This is a genomic window from Phenylobacterium soli, assembly GCF_003254475.1.
Classification (GTDB): domain Bacteria; phylum Pseudomonadota; class Alphaproteobacteria; order Caulobacterales; family Caulobacteraceae; genus Phenylobacterium; species Phenylobacterium soli.
This window is the reverse complement of the sequence record NZ_QFYQ01000001.1, coordinates 1235007-1253255: the sequence shown is the minus strand read 5'-3', so window position 1 is coordinate 1253255 and position 18249 is coordinate 1235007. Positions and strand designations below refer to the sequence as shown.

At 69.6% G+C, this 18249-nt stretch carries 16 protein-coding genes and 1 pseudogene; 9 read left to right on the top strand and 8 right to left on the bottom strand.

The features are described from left to right. Positions 1-64: 64 nt before the first annotated feature. Genes DJ017_RS06200 through DJ017_RS06185 form a run of 5 tightly spaced genes read right to left on the bottom strand, consistent with a single transcriptional unit; the run spans position 65 to position 3811 of the window. Positions 65-1414, bottom strand: coding sequence for an NRAMP family divalent metal transporter (locus tag DJ017_RS06200; protein ID WP_111527890.1), 1350 nt, complete (start codon positions 1412-1414; stop codon positions 65-67). Further along, positions 1411-1722 carry a hypothetical protein gene (locus DJ017_RS20250; protein ID WP_165830541.1) on the bottom strand — a complete coding sequence of 104 codons (312 nt, stop codon included), beginning with the start codon at positions 1720-1722 and terminating at the stop codon, positions 1411-1413. Before DJ017_RS20250 ends, DJ017_RS06200 begins: the two co-directional genes overlap by 4 nt. Continuing rightward, positions 1694-2386, bottom strand: a complete 693-nt coding sequence (locus DJ017_RS06195) for a TPM domain-containing protein (RefSeq protein ID WP_111527889.1) — start codon at positions 2384-2386, stop codon at positions 1694-1696. Before DJ017_RS06195 ends, DJ017_RS20250 begins: the two co-directional genes overlap by 29 nt. 1 nt (position 2387) lies before the next feature. Continuing rightward, a complete protein-coding gene (locus DJ017_RS06190) occupies positions 2388-3170 on the bottom strand; it encodes a TPM domain-containing protein (protein ID WP_111527888.1) in 783 nt (260 codons plus the stop codon). Next, complete coding sequence (locus tag DJ017_RS06185) at positions 3167-3811, bottom strand: LemA family protein (protein WP_111529994.1); 645 nt, start codon at positions 3809-3811, stop codon at positions 3167-3169. Before DJ017_RS06185 ends, DJ017_RS06190 begins: the two co-directional genes overlap by 4 nt. A 246-nt stretch (positions 3812-4057) precedes the next feature. On the opposite strand from DJ017_RS06185, the pseudogene ppk2 reads away from it, so the two are divergent. Both ppk2 and ftsH read left to right on the top strand, forming a co-directional pair. Then, positions 4058-4836: pseudogene (gene ppk2, locus DJ017_RS06180) on the top strand (polyphosphate kinase 2). Between the two features lie 119 nt (positions 4837-4955). Beyond that, complete coding sequence (gene ftsH / locus DJ017_RS06175) at positions 4956-6887, top strand: ATP-dependent zinc metalloprotease FtsH (RefSeq protein WP_227000044.1); 1932 nt, start codon at positions 4956-4958, stop codon at positions 6885-6887. A gap of 160 nt (positions 6888-7047) precedes the next feature. Here the strand turns inward: ftsH and DJ017_RS06170 are convergent, their stop codons facing one another. Beyond that, positions 7048-7776: a lysophospholipid acyltransferase family protein gene (locus DJ017_RS06170; RefSeq protein ID WP_165830540.1), complete on the bottom strand. Its 729-nt coding sequence runs from the start codon at positions 7774-7776 to the stop codon at positions 7048-7050. 227 nt (positions 7777-8003) lie between these two features. Here DJ017_RS06170 and DJ017_RS06165 point away from each other — a divergent pair, with 227 nt between their 5' ends. Next, on the top strand, positions 8004-9668 hold the full coding sequence (locus DJ017_RS06165; RefSeq protein WP_111527886.1) for an isovaleryl-CoA dehydrogenase: 1665 nt from the start codon (positions 8004-8006) through the stop codon (positions 9666-9668). 24 nt (positions 9669-9692) lie between these two features. Here DJ017_RS06165 and DJ017_RS06160 read toward each other — a convergent pair whose 3' ends face one another. Both DJ017_RS06160 and DJ017_RS20030 read right to left on the bottom strand, forming a co-directional pair. After that, positions 9693-10715, bottom strand: a complete 1023-nt coding sequence (locus DJ017_RS06160; RefSeq protein ID WP_111527885.1) for a class I fructose-bisphosphate aldolase — start codon at positions 10713-10715, stop codon at positions 9693-9695. A 142-nt stretch (positions 10716-10857) separates the two neighbouring features. Further along, complete coding sequence (locus DJ017_RS20030; protein ID WP_133255392.1) at positions 10858-11292, bottom strand: hypothetical protein; 435 nt, start codon at positions 11290-11292, stop codon at positions 10858-10860. 238 nt (positions 11293-11530) lie between these two features. On the opposite strand from DJ017_RS20030, the gene DJ017_RS06150 reads away from it, so the two are divergent. From DJ017_RS06150 to DJ017_RS06120, 6 genes are all read left to right on the top strand, one after another. Further along, positions 11531-13093 carry an ABC1 kinase family protein gene (locus tag DJ017_RS06150; protein WP_227000043.1) on the top strand — a complete coding sequence of 521 codons (1563 nt, stop codon included), beginning with the start codon at positions 11531-11533 and terminating at the stop codon, positions 13091-13093. A gap of 129 nt (positions 13094-13222) precedes the next feature. Beyond that, a complete protein-coding gene (locus DJ017_RS06145; protein WP_111527882.1) occupies positions 13223-13849 on the top strand; it encodes a c-type cytochrome in 627 nt (208 codons plus the stop codon). 292 nt (positions 13850-14141) lie between these two features. Further along, complete coding sequence (locus DJ017_RS20245; protein ID WP_165830539.1) at positions 14142-14369, top strand: hypothetical protein; 228 nt, start codon at positions 14142-14144, stop codon at positions 14367-14369. A gap of 134 nt (positions 14370-14503) precedes the next feature. After that, positions 14504-15733, top strand: a complete 1230-nt coding sequence (locus DJ017_RS06130) for an MFS transporter (protein ID WP_165830538.1) — start codon at positions 14504-14506, stop codon at positions 15731-15733. Between the two features lie 28 nt (positions 15734-15761). Further along, a complete protein-coding gene (locus DJ017_RS06125) occupies positions 15762-17153 on the top strand; it encodes a cyclopropane-fatty-acyl-phospholipid synthase family protein (RefSeq protein WP_319417941.1) in 1392 nt (463 codons plus the stop codon). Beyond that, complete coding sequence (locus tag DJ017_RS06120; protein WP_111527878.1) at positions 17140-18240, top strand: type II glyceraldehyde-3-phosphate dehydrogenase; 1101 nt, start codon at positions 17140-17142, stop codon at positions 18238-18240. Before DJ017_RS06125 ends, DJ017_RS06120 begins: the two co-directional genes overlap by 14 nt. Positions 18241-18249: the final 9 nt, after the last annotated feature.

Sequence of the window (18249 nt, the reverse complement as noted above, 5' to 3'; positions counted from 1 at the left end):
CCCGTTCCGGCGTCCGAACAGCGCCCGGCGGACGGTGACCGTCCGAGAGGCGCCGAGCCGAACACTAGCCGGCCACGAACATGCCGATCGCCACCGCACCCATCACCAGGGTGGCGGCCCATCCCAGGATTCGCTGAGGAAGGCTGGCGGTGAAGTCGCCCATGACCGCGCGGCGGCTTGCGACGATCATCAGGGCGACGAGGATCGGGACGGCGATCAGCCCGTTGAGGACCGCGCTCCAGAACAGCGCCTTGATCGGATCGAGCGGCGAGTCATGCAAGGCGAAGCCGAGCGCCGTGGCGAGTCCGATCACCGCGTAGAAGCCGGCCGCCGCCTTGGGCTTATGTTCCAGGCCCGTCTTCCAGCCGCGCGCCTCGGCGACGGCGTAGGCCGCCGAGCCCGCCAGGACCGGGATCGCGAGCAGCCCTGTGCCGATGATGCCCAGGCTGAACAGCATGAAGGCCAGGTCGCCCGCGATCGGCCGAAGGGCGGCCGCGGCCTGTTCCGAGGTCTGGATGTCGGTCCGGCCGGCGTGGTGGAGCGTCACGGCCGTCGTCAGGATGATGAAGAAGGCGATCAGGTTGGAGAACGCCATGCCGACCAGGGTGTCCCACCGAATGCGCCTGAGCGCCGCCGGGGCCTGCGCGGGCTTCTCGATAAGCGGGGCGGCCGTCGCATCGGCTTCGAGATCCTCGACTTCCTGGGAGCTCTGCCAGAAGAAGAGGTAGGGGCTGATGGTGGTGCCGAACACCGCGACCACGACGGTCATCAGCCCCCTGTCCAGGGACACCTGCGGCAGCAAGGTGCGACGGGCCACCTCGATCCAGTCGATGTGGACGGCGAACACGACCCCGACATAGGCGAACAGCGCGAGCGTCAGCCACTTCAGGAAGCGGACGTAGCGATGATAGGGCACAAACACCTGCAGAAGCAGCGAAGCCGCGCCGAAGAGCAGGGTGAACGTGTGCTGTCCCCAGCCCAGCACGAGCCGGCCCGCGGCGCCCATGGCCGCGAGGTCCGCGCCGATATTGATCGTGTTGGCGACGAACAGCAGGCCCACCAGGGCGGTCACGGTCCATCGGGGGAACACGCGGGCCAGGTTGGCGGCCAGCCCGCGCCCGGTCACCCGGCCGATCCTGGCGCTGATCATCTGGACCGCCGCCATCAGCGGCAGGGTGAAGGCCATGGTCCAGAGCATGTTGAGCCCGAATTGGGCTCCGGCCTGGCTATAGGTGGCGATGCCGCTCGGGTCGTCGTCCGCCGCCCCGGTGATGAGGCCTGGGCCAAGGGATGCGAGCAGGCCGCGCGCTTCCCGCCCCGAAGAGGCTGAAGGCGCTCCGGCGCTCGTCCCGGGCGGCGCTGAGACCTCGGGCGCCGTTCGCGCCGTGCCCCTGGCGTCGGCGTCAAACGTCATGGACGCCGTTCCGCGCGGGCGCGTTCCACGGCCACCCTCAGCGCCGCCGCCGAGGTCGCGCCTTCGCCAAATTCGTAGAACAGCCGACCGTGGGTCAGGTTGGCCCGCCAGCCCGCGCCGATCTCAAATGGGTTGTTGGTCCTCAGGCCGCGCGCGTGGGGCGTCGCGATCAAGGCCTCCAGACCGGGCCGACAGGCAAAGGCCGGCCCGGCCAGCCCGGAGCGCGGCTTGCGCGATCCCTGCCGCCCTGGCGCTTGTCGGACACCCGCCATGAGCCGCTCAGCTTGCCGGAAGCTCGACGAGCCCATCGGGGAGCTCGTTCGGGTTGTCGCCCCGCGCCGGAAAGTGCCGGCTGAGCAGCCGCCCGGCGCGCTCGATCGCCGCGATGAACCCGTCCGCCGGCCGGCCGGCGCGAACGCCGGCGGTGAGGTCGGAGACGACCTCCGTCCAGGCCCCGACGTCAGCGCGCGCGTCGATCCCGGTGTCAGCCAGGATCTCCACCTGGCGATCCTTCAGCGACGCAAAGATCAATACCCCGGCCCGTTCGGCGGTCCGGCCGAGGCCGCGCGCGACGAACTGCTCCAAGGCGCGCGCCCGGACCTGCGCCTGCTTGATCGCCCTCGGCGTGAGAACCCGCCGGATCGCCGGGATCGAGGCGATGGCGAAGGCCGCGATGAACAGCGTGCACTGGACGAACACGAAGCCGGTGACGGCGGTGACCACGTCGAGGTGGACGCCGATGAGCGGCCGGGCCCAGCCGGGCGCCGGCAGGCCGGCGTGTCGCAGCGCGCCCAGGGCGGCGAGCGGCAGCAGTGGCAGGACGAGCGCGACGATGGCCGCCCAGGCCAGCGGGACCTCCGCGTAAGTCGCCGCTTCCTCGGTTACGGCGCAGACGATCTCGCCGCGGGTGGTCGCCTCGGCGGCCGCGATGGCGCGCTCGATCCGCAGATGATCTTCCGGGCTCAGCAACATCCTACCAGCTCCCTGAGGCGCCGCCGCCGCCGAACGAGCCGCCGCCGCCGCGAAAGCCCCCGCCACCGCCACGACCGCGCCGTCCGTGGCCGCCGCCGCTCATGAGCAGCAGGAGCGGCAGCAGCCAGAGATCCATCCGGTGCCCCGGGCGACCGGTGATCGTCCCGAACAGGCCCAGCACGACCCAAAGACCAAGCAGCACAAGGACAATGATGGGGACCGAGGTGGCGCCGCCCTTGGGCTCGGGCTGAGCCGCGGCGGCGACCCGAGCCCTCGCCTGATCGTCCGGCAAGGAGAGCTGGTCGATCAGGGCGTCCGCGCCAGCGACGACGCCGCCCTCGACGTCCCCGGAACGGAACTTGGGCAGGACGCGCTCCTGCAAGAGCACGCTCGACAGGGCGTCGGTCAGGACGCCCTCCAGGCCATAGCCCACCTCCACGCGAACCCGGCGTTCGTTCGGCGCGACGATCAGCAGCACGCCGTTGTTCCGGCCTTTTTCGCCGATGCCCCAGGCGCGTCCGAGCTGGTAGCCATAGTCCTCGATCGAATAGCCCTGCAAGGAGGGCACGGTGACGACCACCAGCTGACGCGAGGTCTTGGTCTCCAGCGCCGCCAGCTTCACGTCGAGAGACGCGCGCGTCTGCGGCGACAGGGCGCTGGCGTCATCGACCACCCGGCCGGTGAGCGCCGGGAAGCTTGGCGCCGCGCCGGCGCTCGCCGCCAGGACGAGGCCGGCGAAGAGCGCCAGCGCCGACGCGAGGATCGCACGCGCCCAGGCGGTCATTTGGTGGGCGCGTTCGGCGGCGCCTGTCCGGCGGGGCCGGCGGGCGCCGGAGGCGCAAATCTCACCGTGGGCGCGGTCTGCGCGGTCGCGGTCGCCTCGAACAGCTGCATCGGCTTGGCCGACGAATAGGCGGTCTTGGCCCAGAAGATGGTGGGGAAGGTGCGCAGGGTGGTGTTGTAGTCGCGCACGGCGTCATTGTAGTCGCGGCGGGTGGCGGCGATGCTGTTCTCGGTGCCTTCCAGCTGCGACTGAAGCGCCAGGAAGTTCTGGTTGGACTTCAGGTCCGGGTAGTTCTCGCTGATGGCCAGGAGCCGCCCGAGCACCCCGGTGAGCTGGTTCTGCGCCGCCTGGTAGCGCTGGAAAGCAGCCGGGTCGGTGATGGTCGACGCATCGACCTTGATCTGGGTGGCCGAGGCGCGGGCCTGGGTGACTTGGGTGAGGACCGTCCGCTCCTGCGCGGCATAGCCTTTCACCGTCTCGACCAGATTAGGGATCAGGTCGGTCCGGCGCTGGTACTGGGCCTGCACGTTCGCCCAGGCCGCCTTGGCCGCCTCCTGCTTGGTGGGAATGGCGTTGATGCCGCATCCGGCGAGCAGGACCGGGAACAGGAGGAGCGCGCCAAGGCGCGTGAAGCGTCGCATGAAGGTGGTCACGTCTCTCTCCCGTGGTTTGGCCGTCGATGTCAGAGACGCGCATCGGCGCCGCGCATTACAGCCCTGTACAGCCGCCGCCGATCGGCGAACGTCGCGGAGCGCCTTCTCTCCGCCGCGACGAGATCGCCCGCGACCTCCAGGCCGATGACGCCATGGCCCTCGCGGCGCGTCGAGGCGTAAGACTCGCGACGCTGCCGCGTCCTTCCAGAAGCGCCCCTCGACCAGGAAAGACCTATGCCCGGAAAGCGCCATCCGAACGATGACGGCGACTACCGCGCCGGCCTGCACGCGCTGCAGGTCGAGCTGGTCAAGCTGCAGCGGCACTTGATCAAGTTCGACCACCGCCTGCTCGTGATCCTCGAAGGGCGCGACGCCGCGGGCAAGGATGGGGTGATCAAGCGGATCGTGCAGCACCTGAGCCCGCGCGAGACCCGCGTGGTGCCCTCGGCAAGCCCTCCGACCGCGATACCCAGTCCTGGTATTTCCAGCGCTATGTCCCGCACTTGCCGTCGAGCCAGGAAATGGTTCTGATGAACCGCAGCTGGTACAACCGCGCCGGTGTCGAGCGGGTCATGGGGTTCTGCACGCCCGAAGAGTACGAAGACTTCATGGCGATGACGCCCCCTTTCGAGCACATGCTCGTCAAATCCGGCATCCAGATCCTCAAATACTACCTTGACATCTCCAAGGACGAACAGCGCCGGCGCCTGAAGGATCGCCGCCGAGATCCGCTGAAGCAATGGAAGGTGAGCCCGATCGACCGTGTCGCGCTCAAGCATTGGGACGCCTACAGCGCCGCTCGCGACGAGATGCTGGAACGCACCCACAACGAGATCGCGCCCTGGTACGTGGTGCGCGCCGACGACAAGAAGAGCGCACGCCTGAACCTGATCCGCCACCTCATGTCCCGTGTCGAGTGCCCCGACAAGGACGAGCACGCCGCGCGGCCCGACGAGGAGGTTGTCTTCCCCTACGGCGAGCGATCGCTGAAGCGCAGCCTGCTGGCGCCGTGACCCGCGCGCGATCGCCCTGGCGGCGATCCGTAAGCAACGATGTTCCCGCGCGTCATCAATGGATCGGTGAGGCCCGGCCTTCGCCGGCTCGCGCCGATGCCGGCTCGGGAGCAACCATCATGTCGAGACAGTCCATTATGGGCGCAACCGCCGCCCTCGCCCTCGCCGTCACGGTCGCCGAGTTCGCGCCGGCGGCGCGCGCCCAAGCCGCGGTGAGCGACGCCGGGCCGGCCGCCGCGGGCGGTTATCGGGTCGGCTCGCCAGCCCCAACGAGTGCGCCCATCGCCGAGATCGCCTATTCGGACTTCATCGGCCGCATCGACCGGGACGAGATTCGCGAGGTCACGATCGCGGATCGGACCGTGGACGGCAAGCTGGCCAACGGATCGGCATTCCGCACGACCGCGCCGGAGGACCCCGGCCTGATCGCGCGGCTGCTCGACCACCGCGTGCGGATCACCGTCGCCCAGCCCGGCCAAGCCTCAACCTGGATCGGATGGCTCACGCCGGGCCTTTCGCTGCTGATGCTGGTCGGCATGGTGGGCTACGCCATGTGGTCGTCGAAGCGCCAGGCCAAGGGCGGCGGCCGCGTCCTCGGCATTGGGCGGTCTCCGGCGAAACAGGCCGCCGCCGACGCACAGCGCGTCACCTTCCAGGACGTGGCCGGGATCGAGGACGCCGAGGTCGAGCTGCGCGAAATCGTGGAATTCCTGAAGGGGCCGGAGAAATTCCGCCGGCTTGGCGGCAAGATCCCCAAGGGCTGCCTGCTGGCGGGTCCGCCGGGGACCGGCAAGACGCTGCTGGCGCGGGCGATGGCCGGCGAGGCGGGCGTGCCCTTCTTCTCGATCTCCGGGTCGGCCTTCGTGGAGATGTTCGTCGGCGTGGGCGCGAGCCGCGTGCGCGACATGTTCGAGCAGGCCAAGAAGAACGCGCCCTGCATCATCTTCATCGACGAGATCGACGCCGTCGGCCGCCACCGCGCCACGAGCCTGGGCGGCGGCAACGACGAGCGTGATCAGACGCTCAACCAACTGCTGGTCGAGATGGACGGCTTCGACGCGAACCAAGGCGTCATCGTGGTCGCAGCGACCAACCGGCCGGACGTGCTCGATCCGGCGCTGCTCAGGCCCGGCCGCTTCGACCGTCAAGTGGCGGTGTCCGCACCCGACGTCGCCGGCCGCGAGAAGATCCTGCGCGTGCACCTGCGCGGCGTTCCCCTGGCGCCGGAAGTGGACCCTAAGCTCATCGCCCGGGCGACGCCCGGCTTCTCCGGGGCGGACCTCGCCAACCTGGTCAACGAGGCGGCGCTCCTGGCGGCGCGGCATGACGCCGAGCGCCTATCGCCAGCCGACCTGGAAGACGCGCGCGACAAGGTGCTCATGGGCGCCGAGCGCCGCTCGCTGGTCATGACGGCCGGCGAGAGGCTCACCACGGCCTACCATGAGAGCGGCCATGCCCTGGTCGCGCTCCATACGCCAGGCTGCGACCCGCTGCACAAGGTCAGCATCGTGCCGCGTGGGCGCGCCCTCGGCGTCACCATGTCCCTGCCGGAGCGGGATCGCTACGGGCTTGCCCGCATCGAACTCGAGGCCAAGATCGCCATGATGTTCGGCGGCCGCGTCGCCGAGGAGCTGATCTTCGGCAAGGAGCGGATCACCACCGGGGCCAGCGACGACATTCGCCAGGCCACCGCCCTCGCGCGGCGGATGGTCACCGAGTTCGGGTTCAGCGACCGGCTGGGCCCGCTGAGCTATGGCGAGGGCGACCAGCACGGGTTCCTCGGCCATGGGAGCTCTGGCCGCGGCAATGTCTCCGAAGCCACCGCCAGGATCATCGATGAGGAGACCCGGCGCCTCGTCGAGGACGGCGAGGCCAGGGCGCGCAGCGTGCTTGCAGAGCATGCGGACCAGCTCCGTCGCCTGGCGGAAGCTCTGCTCGAACACGAGACCCTGTCGGGTGAAGCGATCCGCGCCCTCCTCGACGTTGCACCCGCGGACTTGGCCGCGGCGTGCGCGTCGGAGCTGGCCCTGGCCGCGGCGGTCGCCGGCTGACTTCACGGCTATGGCGCGCGCTCTTCGCACATGAGCCGCGCGAGGTCCGGCCCCGCGAGCCTCGCTCCTGTGCTGCGTCATTCCTGCACGGCGTCCCTGCGGATAGGAAGTTCGGATGCGGCTTGTGGTCTCGGCCCTCGCGCTCGCCGCGCGCGCGATCCTACGACTCGATGCTCGAGCCAATCGCCATCACCGCCGTCTCGGCTTCAATCGCTGCCTCCGCCATGCGGACGAACTGCGCCGCGCTCATGCCGGGCTCGATCGGCGTCAGCATCGAAACCGTAACCGTCCCCGGCGCCTTCGCCCAGGCCCCCGGGCCCCAGAACCGACCGGCGTCCAACGCGACCGGAAGGACGGGGATCGCTAGCGAGCGGTAGAGCAACTCCACGCCGCGCTTGAACCTGACCGGGATCCCGACCGGCGTCCGGGTCCCTTGCGGGAAGATCAGCACCGAACGGCCTTCTGCCAGCGCGACGCGGCTCGCGTGCGTCATCTGGCGCAGCGCCTTGGTTCCTTGCTCCCGATCGATGATGATCATTGGCGAGTGCTTGAGATACCAGCCCATGACGGGAATGCGCAGCAGTTGCCGCTTGGCGACGATCGCCACATCGGGAAACAGCACCAGAGCGGCCAGGGTCTCCCAGGTGGATTGATGGTTGACGACGATCAGGCAAGGCTGGGGCGGTCGATTGTCTGCGCCGCGGACTACGTAGCGAAGGCCCACAATGGCGGCGAGCAGGGCGAGAACGCCGCGCGCCCACGCCCGGGATAGCTTGCGGATCATCCTGGGTGGCGAGCCGCCCAGCCAAAGCAGCGGGATGGCGACTCCGAAGATCGCCGTCCACCCCGCCCACAGGACGTTGAAGGCTAATGGCCGCAAGACGCGCACGCCCGGTCCTTCGCTATGGATGCGCCGCGCCCGCGCGGCGTCATAGACTTAGACGGCCCCCGTCCCGCCGCATTACAGGGCGCGGCTGAGACGAGCTCCCAGCTCGCGTCCCTCTGGATCGCGGGCGCGCCCTCCGGGAATTGTCGCCTCGACCGCGCGACCGGAAGAGGGTCGGGCTGACGGGATGCGCCGCAGGGCTATACTGGCCCGTCCGAGGGAGCCGTGACATGGATACGCTTGGCCAGCCCGCCGCATTCGCGACCCATGAGGTGTGCAACCAGCCGCCCCCGCTGGCGGGCTACAACGTCTTCACGTCGGATCTGGCCCTCGGCGAAGCGGCGACCCGCGAGGGGGCCGCCTGGGCGCTGACGGACCTGACCGCCTATGGCGCGAGGCTCGGCGCGCCGGAGACACTGGCGCTCGGCGCGGCGGCCAACCAGCATCCTCCGCAGCTGCACGTCGTCGACCGCTACGGACACCGCCAGGACTGGATCGAGTTCCATCCGGCCTATCACGCGCTCATGGGCCTGCAGGTGGCGCAAGGTCTTCAGGCCTCGCCCTGGTCCGAGGCGCGCCCGGGCGCCCACGTCCACCGCGCCGCAGGCCTCTACATGAGCGGACAGGTGGAGGCGGGCACGAGCTGTCCGATCTCCATGACCTATGCCGCCATCCCGGTGCTGCGCCGCGCCTCGCGACAAATCCAGGATGACTGGCTGCCCAAGCTGGTTTCCCGCAGCTACGACCCGGCGCACCGGCCCGTCTCGGAAAAGGCGGGCGCCCTCGTCGGCACGGGCATGACCGAAAAGCAGGGCGGCAGCGACCTGCGGACCAACGCCACCCGGGCCGAGCCTCTCGCCAGGAGAGGCCCGGGCGAAGCCTACCGTCTGGTTGGCCACAAGTGGTTCCTGTCCGCGCCGATGTGCGACGCCTTCCTGGTGCTGGCCCAGGCGCCTGGCGGGCTGTCCTGCTTCTTCATGCCGAGGTGGGCCCCCGACGGCGAGCTGAACGCGCTGCGATTCCAGCGGCTGAAGGACAAGCTCGGCAATCGCTCGAACGCCTCCGGCGAGGTGGAATTCGAGGGCGCGCTGGCCTGGCTGATCGGGGACGAGGGCCGCGGCGTGCCCATCATCGTCGAGATGGCGACCTACACCCGGCTCGACAATGTCGTGGCCTCGGCCGGCGTGCAGCGTCAGGCGCTCGCCCAGGCCATCCATCACGCCGCCCATCGAACCGCGTTCCAGAGACGGCTCGTCGACCAGCCACTGATGACGGGCGTACTGGCTGATCTCGCGCTCGAGGTGGAGGCGGCCACCGCCCTGGCGTTCCGGCTGGCGCGCGCCTTCGACGCCCAGGACGACGAAGCCGCGACGCTGTTCCGGCGACTGCTCACGCCGGCCGCCAAGTTCTGGATCTGCAAACGCGGGCCGGCCCTCGCCGCCGAGGCGCTCGAGGTCCTGGGCGGCAACGGCTATGTGGAGGAGAGCGGAATGCCGCGGCTCTACCGCGAGCTGCCCGTCTATTCGATCTGGGAGGGCTCCGGCAACGTGATGTGCCTCGACGTATGGCGGGCGCTGCAACGGACCCCCGAATGCCTGGAGGCGCTGGAAGGCGAGCTGACGCCGGCGCGCGGCGCAGACGCCCGCCTCGACGTCGAGATCGACCAGGTCCTCGCGAACGCCCGCCGCGGTCCAGCGGAAGCGGACCTGCGGCGCCTCTGCCGTCAGCTGGTGGTCACGACCCAGGCGGCGCTGCTCGCACGGCATGCGCCGCCGTTCGTGGCGGACGCGTTCATCGCCAGTCGCCTGATGGGCGACGGCGGCGCCTTTGGCCTCCTGACGCCGACCGTCGATTCCACGGCGATCGTGGCGCGCGCCGCCCCAGGCGCGCCGTAGGGGAGGAAACCTCCACCTCGCCATTCACATGGCGTCCTCGAGCGAACCGTCCCATCGGCCGAGGCTGGCGAGACTGTTCATCCGCGCCCGATGCGCGAACGCCCGCTGGGCTGCGGCCGCGTTTTCCTGTTTGCCGGACCACGCCTTCTGCGGCGCAACCTGCAGCGCCCGGCCGTAGGAGAAGGTCATCCTCCAAGGCGCGCCACCCAGCCGGTTCAAGGCGTCCAAATGCGCCGTGGCCGCCGTGTCGGACTGGCCGCCGGACAGGAAGGCGACGCCGGGCACGGCCGATGGGACGGTGGCCTTGAGGGTCGCCAGCGTCCGCTCGGCCACGTCCTCGACGGCGTCCTCGCGGCCGAACTGCTTGCCCGAGGTGATCATGTTGGGCTTCAGCACCATGCCTTCGAGCGCAACGCGCTGCTCGAATAGCTCCTGGAACACGGTGTGCAGTGTGAAGCGGGTGACCTCGTCGCAGCGGGCGATGTCGTGCCCGCCTTCCATCAGAACTTCGGGTTCGACGATCGGCACGGTTTCGCAGGCTTGGCAGAGGGCGGCGTAGCGGGCCAGCGCGTGGGCGTTGGCCTTCACGGCCGCGGCGGTGGGAACACCGGCCGAGATATCGATCACCGCCCGCCATTTGGCGAAGCGTGCGCCGCGCTCGCGATAGCCCCTCAGCCGCTCCTCCAGGCCATCGAGACCCTCGGTGACGGTTTCGCCTGGGAACAGGGGCAGGGGCTTGACCCCCTTATCGACCTTGACCCCGAACAAGACTCCGGCGGCGGTGATCAGTTCGACCAGGGGCCTGGCGTCAGCGGCGGCCTGCCACACGGTCTCGTCATGCAGGATCACGCCGGAAATATAGTCGGACATCGCGCCAGCCGACCGGAAGAGCAGCTCACGGTAGTCACGCCGGCTCGCTTCCGTCGACTCCACGCCGATCGCGTCAAAGCGCTTCTTGATCGTGCCCGGGGTTTCGTCGGCGGCAAGCAGGCCCCTTCCGGGCCTCACCAACTGCTCGGCGACGGCGTTGAGCGCGACCAGGTCCATCGTCACCCTCCCTGTTCCCACACGCGCGGCCAAACCCGGACGCGCCCTTGGACCGCGCGCAGGCGCCTGAACGCGCCGTCGCCGCGGCCGGCGACGGTGATCCGTTCGCCGATTTGACGCCCCCGCCCCTTTGGGGCCTCGGTCACGACCGCTCAGCCCTCGGGCCCGCCGGCCTCCCATCGCATCCAACCTGACCATCTGGGTCCGCCGCGGCGTCGAAGCGGACACAGTCCGTCTGGATACGCGTCACCAGATCGGACCAGACCTTCGCGTTTCCGGCGGCGGCGTCCGCGACGCACTGGATGATCTCGGTCTTCAGGATGCGGAAGGCGGCGGGTTCGACCGCCGTCCGTGACCGCCGCGCCAGCTCGGCCAACCGAACCTCCGAGTTGGCTAAGCTCTCGCGCTGGCGCTCGGCAGCTTCTGCAAATGCGATGCAAACCTCTATGCTGAAGACGCTGAGAATGGATTGGACCGAAGCTGTTGCCCGGAATCCGTCGCGTGTTTCGCCTTGCGGGCCGGCGTCACCTGAGCAAGCGCGCTTACGGATGTGTTTGCTCGTCTTCACGTCGATCACTCTGAGCTGACCGCATTGCGGAGCGGCCTCGCCGGCCGCTCCGCACCTCAAGACGCGGACTGCGGGCGGCTCTTACGGCCGCGGGACCTTCCGCGGCTTGGCTCACGTCCGGAAGATCCCAACGCCGTAGCTGAAATCATGGCCTTGGTGCTGCGTCCAAACCCCTGGCGCCGCGCTGGCCGCCCAAGGGAGCGATCCGTTGCTCATTCTACGAACACTTCAGATCGGCCGGGCCGCTGTGCGTCTCGCCGTCACGGCGATGGAGGACCGCTTCCGGCGAGACGCGACCGCGCCCGCTCTGCCGGTCGCGCTCCGGCGGGCCCTGGAGGGGCTGGGCCCCACCTTCGTCAAGCTCGGCCAGGCGCTCGGCCAGCGCCGCGACCTTCTGCCCGCCGCCTGGATCGTCGAGCTGAGCCGCTTGCAGGACGCGGCCGCCCCGTTTCCGGGCGAGGAGGCCAGGCGCCTGGTGGAACGCGCGCTCGGCCGGCCGATCGACGACATGTTTGCGCGCTTCGAGGTCCAGCCTCTCGCGGCGGCGTCGGTCGCCCAGGTGCACCGGGCGCAGCTGCGGGACGGCCGCGATGTCGTGGTCAAGGTCCTCCGCCCCCACGTTCGGGCCCAGATCGACCAGGACATGCGCGTCCTGCTCAGCCTCGCCGGCCTGGCCACGACGCTGGTTCCTCGCCTGCGCGAGCGGCGGACGGTCGAGCTCGTGCACGAGCTCTGGCGCAACCTACGCAAGGAGACCGACCTCAAGGAGGAAGCCCGCAACATCCGCCGCTTCGCCCGCGCGTTCGCAGGATCGCCGACCGTCTTCATTCCCGACGTCGTCGACGGCCTCTCCTCAGCCGACGCGCTCGTCCAGGCGATGAGCCAGGGGCGGCGCCTCGAGGATCCGGACCTGAAGCCGCAAGCCGACCGCCTCGCGCGGGGCTTTGTCGACTTCTACATGGCGCAGTTCTTCGGGGTCGGTCTGTTCCACGCCGATCCGCACCCGGGCAACATCTTCGTGATGGAAGATGGCCGGCTCTGCTTCCACGATTTCGGCGCGGTCGGCTGGCTCGACCGCCGCTCGCGTCAAGCGCTGATGAGCTTCGTCCAGGGCTTCATCCACCAGGATCCCGAATGGCTGACCCAGGCCGCGATCGACCTCGGCCTGATCGCCGCGTCGGCCGATCGGGCCGCCGTCGCCCAAGGCGTGGAGGCGATCCTGGCCGATCTCACCGGCGCGCCGCTCGAGGAGTGGTCGATCGCCGCGGTCATGCTCGCCGTGGCGCGCCTGGGCGGCGGCGGCGCCGTGGCCCTGCCGCCGCATCTCGCGGCGCTGGTGCGCACGGTGTTCACCGCTGAAGGCTCGCTGCGCCTCCTCGACCCGACCCTTGACGTGGTGCAGGCGCTGACGGCGAGCGGCGAAGAATTGTTCGTCGGCAAGGCCGGCGCGGCCTTGACCGACGACAGCGGTCTGGTGCGGCTGAAGTGGGAAGTCGCCGCGGCGGCGCGGGCCGCGCCCAGCCTGGCGGCGAAGGCGCTTCACCGCGTGCAGGATCAAGCGGGCCTGGCGGTGCCGATCCGCCTGCCCGAGGTCCCCGACGCCGTACGCCGGATGAGCCTGGGGGCCGATCGGATCGCCCTGGCCCTGGTGACCCTCGGCCTCTATGTCGCCGCCTCGCTGCTGATGCAGCACAGCATCGGCCCGCGGATTCTCGGCGACCTGCCGCTGCTCGCCGCCCTCGGCTACGGCCTGGCCCTCTGGTTCACGCTCAAGCTTGTACGCGGCATCGGCCGCAGCGGCGGTCCTTAGGGAAGGACATTCGAGGCGCGTTGCGTCGTCGCCGCCAGTCTGGCGTGAGGGCCGGCCGCCGGGTGGCGCGTATCCTCGATAGGAGGGCGTCGTTCAAAGACGCCGAAACCTGCGCGCCGGGGAGCCACCATGTCCAGAGAGCCGTTGTCCAGAGAGCCGTTTGACCTTCGGCGACATCTGCCGAGCACCGCCTTCGTGATCCTCATTGTCCTGGTGGTCGGTGGGTTCATCGGCGCCTTCGTCTTTACAGGCGCCTACAACATCGGCGCAGACGCGCCGCACACCAAGCCCGTCTATTGGGCGATGCAGACGCTGCGCGACCGATCCATCGCGGTGAGGGCCCGCGCAATCGCCCTTCCGCGAGATTTGAACGACCCGGGTCGTATCGGCAAGGGCGCCGGGCTCTACGCCGAGATGTGCAGCGGCTGCCACCTGGCGCCGGGTATGGAGAGGACGGAGATCAGCCAGGGCCTCTATCCGGCGGCGCCCGAGCTCAGTGGCCGCCTCCCGCGCGCGCCGCAGCAACAGTTTTGGATCATCAAGCACGGTGTGAAGATGACGGCCATGCCGGCCTGGGGCCGCACCCACAGCGACGACCTGATCTGGGACATGGTCGCCTTCGTGCGGACGCTCCCATCCCTCTCCCCCGCCCAATATCAGGCGGCCGTCAAGAGCGCCCCGGAAGACCACGACACGATGATGCGCGACATGCCCGGCATGGCCATGCCCGAAGACCACTCTGCTCACGCCCACTGACCACCGTCGTCCCTCTGCCCGAAGGAGGCTAGCTTGGCTTCACCGAGCCTTCTTCCGAGGCCGGAAGCTCGCCCGATGAGATTGATGCGGATGTCACAGAGATTCCCGCAACCCTCGTAATCCCAAGGCGCCACCTGCGTCCTTAGCCACAGATCAACCGCATCGACGTCCACGCCGGTCGCGATGACAAGCGGCGGACGCTCGTACAAGGAGCGGGACATGGGATGGCTTTCGAACAACTGGATCTGGATCCTGCTCATAGGCGGGTTCGTCGCCGTGCACCTCTTCGGCCATGGCCACCGTCATGTCGGTAACCGACGGGCGCAAGGTCAGGAAAAAGGCGGCGGCGCCGACGGTCATGCCGGCCATGCGGCGGTTCCGGCGGAGAGCGGCCAGACCAGCGACCCACGCCGGCGGCGGCGCGGATGCTGATCTGATCCCACGATCATCAGTCCATCTCGAAGCCAGGGAGGATTATCGCCATGAGTTGCCGCCGACCCAGGTCATCCTAAAACCCTGAAGCCGGCCGGGCCGAAGCCGAAGACACTCGGCGCGGCCTGAGTTGGGCGACCTCACTTAGGCGGGACTGCAGACCGGCGAGGGCGAGCGTCGTCCGTCGCAGAACACGAGATGGGACCGAGACGTGAGAGACCCGTGACGCCCTCGGCCGCACCGCCCTTCGGGCCCCGCCGCTTCGTCTTTCCCGCCCTGCTTGTCGCCGTATTCACGGTCTCGGCCGGCTACGGGCTGGTGCTGCCGCAAATCCCGAGCCTCGTTCGCGGCGCGCCTGGAGGCCACATCGACGACGTCGCGTTCCATGCTGGGGGGCTCACCGGCCTCTACATGTTGGCGGTCGCCGTCTTCGCGCCCTTATGGGGCCGGCTGAGCGACCGGATCGGTCGAAAGCCGGTGCTGCTCGCGGGCCTGGTCGGCTTCGCCCTGAGCATGTTGATGTTCGCCGCCGCGCGAACCCTGGCCCAGCTCTACCTCGAGCGCATGCTGAGCGGCCTGTTCGCCGCCGCCGTCGCCCCCGTCGCCGCCGCCTACGTCGCCGACCTTGCGCCCACCGACCAATGGCGCGCACATCGTCTCGCACGGCTCAACATGGCGGCCATCGCCGGCTTCGTCCTGGGTCCGATATTCAGCGCCGCCGTAGCGGCCGCGGGCAAGATCACGTCGCCGCTGGCGGCGCCCCTCGTCGCCACGGGCGCGCTGGCCCTGGGCGCGGCCGCCCTGCTCGCCCGCATCAGCACCGCGCCCAGCGCCCCGGCCGGCGCCACTCAGCTCGGCCGCTCCGCCAGCGCGAGCTCGGCCGTCGTTCTGCTGGGGCTGAGCTTCGCAGTCGCCTTCGCGGTCGGCACATTCGAAGTGGGCCTCGCGGCGCGTTCGACCGAGGCGAACGCCCGCGAGCTCGCGGTGATGTTCTCAGTCTGCAGCCTGGTTATGTTCGGGGCCCAGGCGGCGGTGTTTTCGCCGCTCACAAGAGCGGAACGGACATCGAAGCTGCTCGGCCCCGGTTTCCTTCTGATCGCGATCGCTCTGGTCCTGGCCCCCCGCGTCAGCGGCTTCGCTCCCGCCTTGGCGGTCGTCGGGCTGCTCGCGGCCAGCGCGGGGGCGACCAGCCCGGTTCTGGCCTACTGGCAGTCGATCGTCTCGGGTCGCCGCCAAGGCTCCGGTCTCGGCGACCAGACGGCGCTCGCAAGCCTGGGCCAGGCCCTGGGCTCGGCGACGGGCGGCGTCCTGCTCGGCTCCAGGCTGGCCGATCCCTTCCTGATCGCCGCGGCGGTGGCCCTGACGGCGGCGCTGGTGGGCGCGCTGGCTGCGCCGCGACTGTCTAGCGCCGTGCCCAGCCGGGCGCCTTCGAAAGCCTCGGCGCGTCTGTAATGGAGCCCGGGCTTGGACGTCCATTCGGATGACCCGGCGCCCAGCCGCCCATGCGCATCTGAAAGGCACGATCATGATGCAGGACGTGAAGGAAGCGCTCGGCGTGGTCCTGCCGAGCCGGACGGCCTTCGGGCTCCTCGCCGCGCTGCTGCGGCGAACCATCCATTATGGATCTCTGGTCGTCATCGATCCCTGGGACGAGCGGCACGCCTTCGGCACGGGCGAGGCCCCTTTCGCCACCGTGCGCATCGCCGACCCGCGCGAGCCGGCGCGGCTCTTGGCCAATCCGAGCCTGCGCGTCGGCGAGGCCTACATGGACGAGGGCCTCATCATCGAAGAGGGCACGCTACGCGACTTCCTCCTGATAGCGGTCGCCGCCGGCGGAGAGGTGGCCAAGGACGCCCAGGCCGTGCGCGACCTCGCCGCACCGATCAGGCGGATCACAAGGCTCAATTCCATCGCCCGGGCGCGAGCCAACGTCGCCCACCACTACGATCTTTCCGAAGCGCTCTACCGGACATTCCTGGACGAGGACCTGCAATACTCCTGCGCCTACTTCCCGGACGGCGACGAGTCGTTGGAGCAGGCTCAGGCCAAGAAGAAGCGCCACCTCGCCGCCAAGCTGCGGCTCCGCCCCGGCGCGCGCGTGCTCGACATCGGCTCGGGCTGGGGCGGGCTGGCCCTTGAGCTCGCCCGGCGCCACGGCGTCGAAGTCGACGGGGTGACCCTTTCGCAGGAACAGCTGAAAGTGGCCCAGGCGCGTGCGGCTGAGGAAGGGCTGCAGGATCGCGTCCGCTTCCATCTGCGGGACTATCGGCAGGAGGCGGACTCCTACGACCGCATCGTCTCCGTCGGCATGTTCGAGCATGTCGGCGCCCCACACTTTATAGAATTCTTCGACACGGTGAGCCGACTGCTTGCGCCCGACGGCGTCGCTGTGATCCACGCCATCGGTCGCAAGGAGCCGCCGGCCGCAGCCGATCCCTGGATCGACAAGTACGTCTTCCCGGGCGGCTACTGCCCCTCGCTGTCGGAAGTCTTCGCCGCGGTCGAAAAGTCCGGGCTCTGGGTCGCCGACGTGGAGATCCTGCGCCTGCACTACGCCGAGACGCTGCAGCGCTGGTCCGAGCGGTTTCAGGCGAGCCGCGCGAAGGCGGCGGCGCTCTACGACGAGCGGTTCTGCCGGATGTGGGAATACTATCTCGCCGTCTGCGAAGCCGCCTTCCGGGTCGGGGGCCTGATGGTGTTCCAGATCCAGCTCGCTCGGGATATCCGAGCGCTGCCCTTAAGCCGGGACTACATGGTCGACGACGAACGCCAGCCGGCATCGCGTGCGTCCGCATCCGATGTCGCGGTCGCTGATCCCGCTCGACCGGCGCGCCCAAGGGCCTCAACGGAACAGATCCATGCCTCAGGCTGACAACATCCGCGTCGCCGTCGTCGGCTATGGCGTCATCGGCAAGCGCGTGGCCGCCGGCGTCGCCTTGCAGGACGACATGACCCTGGTCGGGGTGGCGGACGTCGCCACCGACTGGCGGCTGCACGCCGCGATCCGAAAGGGCGTCGCCCTTTATGGGGCGACCGCCGAGGCGGCCGAGGCCATGGACCGGGCCGGCCTGCCGGTGGCGGGCGGCCTCGACGCCCTGGTCGGCGCGGCCGACGTCGTCGTCGACTGCACGCCCAAGCATGTCGGCGCCGCCAACGCCGAACTCTATCGGCGGACGGGCAAGCCGTTCATCGTCCAGGGTGGCGAAAAGCATGCGGTGACCGGCCATTCCTTTGTCGCCGAGTCCAGCTACGCGGGCGCCGTGGGGCGGCCGGCGACCCGGGTGGTCTCCTGCAACACCACCTCGATCGTGCGCACCTTGACGGCCCTGAAGCGGGCGGGACTGCTGCGCCGGGCCCGCGGAACCTTGCTCCGCCGCGCGACCGATCCCTGGGAGAGCGATCACAGCGGCATCATGAACACCCTGGTGCCCGAACCGGAGATCCCGAGCCACCAAGGCCCCGATGCGCAGAGCGTCGATCCGGCGCTGGACGTGGTCACCATGGCGGTCAAGGTCCCGGAGACGATCGCCCACCTGCACTACTGGTCGGTGCAGATGACCCGCGCCGCGTCAAAGGACGAGGTGATCGCCGCCTTCCTGGCCTCGTCGCGGATCGCGCCGATCCAGACGAGCGATGGGCTCGTGGCGCTCAACACGGTGAAGGAGATGATGGCCGATCTCGGCCGGCCGCACGACAACCTCTACGAGGTGGCCCTTTGGACCGACATGCTGAAGGTGCAGGGCGATGAGCTGTTCTACGCCTATATGGTCGACAACCAGGCCATCGTCATTCCCGAGACCCTCGACGCCGTCCGGGCCTTGTCGGGGCGCGTCGACGCCGCCGCTTCGATCGCCAAGACCGACGCGAGCCTGGGTGTCGGCGAACTGATCCGGCCAAGGCCGTCGGACCGCACCGGGGCGGCCGCCCAGGTGCGGGGCTCCGCCGCGGCGAAATCTTGACGAACCGGC

Excerpts from the sequence above, each read along its gene's own strand:
- ftsH (WP_227000044.1), top strand. The coding sequence starts at position 4,956 with ATGTCGAGACAGTCCATTATGGGCGCAACCGCCGCCCTCGCCCTCGCC.
- DJ017_RS06145 (WP_111527882.1), top strand. The coding sequence starts at position 13,223 with ATGTCCAGAGAGCCGTTGTCCAGAGAGCCGTTTGACCTTCGGCGACAT.
- DJ017_RS06125 (WP_319417941.1), top strand. The coding sequence starts at position 15,762 with ATGACCCGGCGCCCAGCCGCCCATGCGCATCTGAAAGGCACGATCATG.
- DJ017_RS06165 (WP_111527886.1), top strand. The coding sequence starts at position 8,004 with ATGGATACGCTTGGCCAGCCCGCCGCATTCGCGACCCATGAGGTGTGC.
- DJ017_RS06200 (WP_111527890.1), bottom strand. The coding sequence starts at position 1,414 with ATGACGTTTGACGCCGACGCCAGGGGCACGGCGCGAACGGCGCCCGAG.
- DJ017_RS06190 (WP_111527888.1), bottom strand. The coding sequence starts at position 3,170 with ATGACCGCCTGGGCGCGTGCGATCCTCGCGTCGGCGCTGGCGCTCTTC.
- DJ017_RS20250 (WP_165830541.1), bottom strand. The coding sequence starts at position 1,722 with ATGGGCTCGTCGAGCTTCCGGCAAGCTGAGCGGCTCATGGCGGGTGTC.
- DJ017_RS06120 (WP_111527878.1), top strand. The coding sequence starts at position 17,140 with ATGCCTCAGGCTGACAACATCCGCGTCGCCGTCGTCGGCTATGGCGTC.
- DJ017_RS06160 (WP_111527885.1), bottom strand. The coding sequence starts at position 10,715 with ATGGACCTGGTCGCGCTCAACGCCGTCGCCGAGCAGTTGGTGAGGCCC.
- DJ017_RS06185 (WP_111529994.1), bottom strand. The coding sequence starts at position 3,811 with ATGCGACGCTTCACGCGCCTTGGCGCGCTCCTCCTGTTCCCGGTCCTG.
- DJ017_RS20245 (WP_165830539.1), top strand. The coding sequence starts at position 14,142 with ATGGCCACCGTCATGTCGGTAACCGACGGGCGCAAGGTCAGGAAAAAG.
- DJ017_RS06195 (WP_111527889.1), bottom strand. The coding sequence starts at position 2,386 with ATGTTGCTGAGCCCGGAAGATCATCTGCGGATCGAGCGCGCCATCGCG.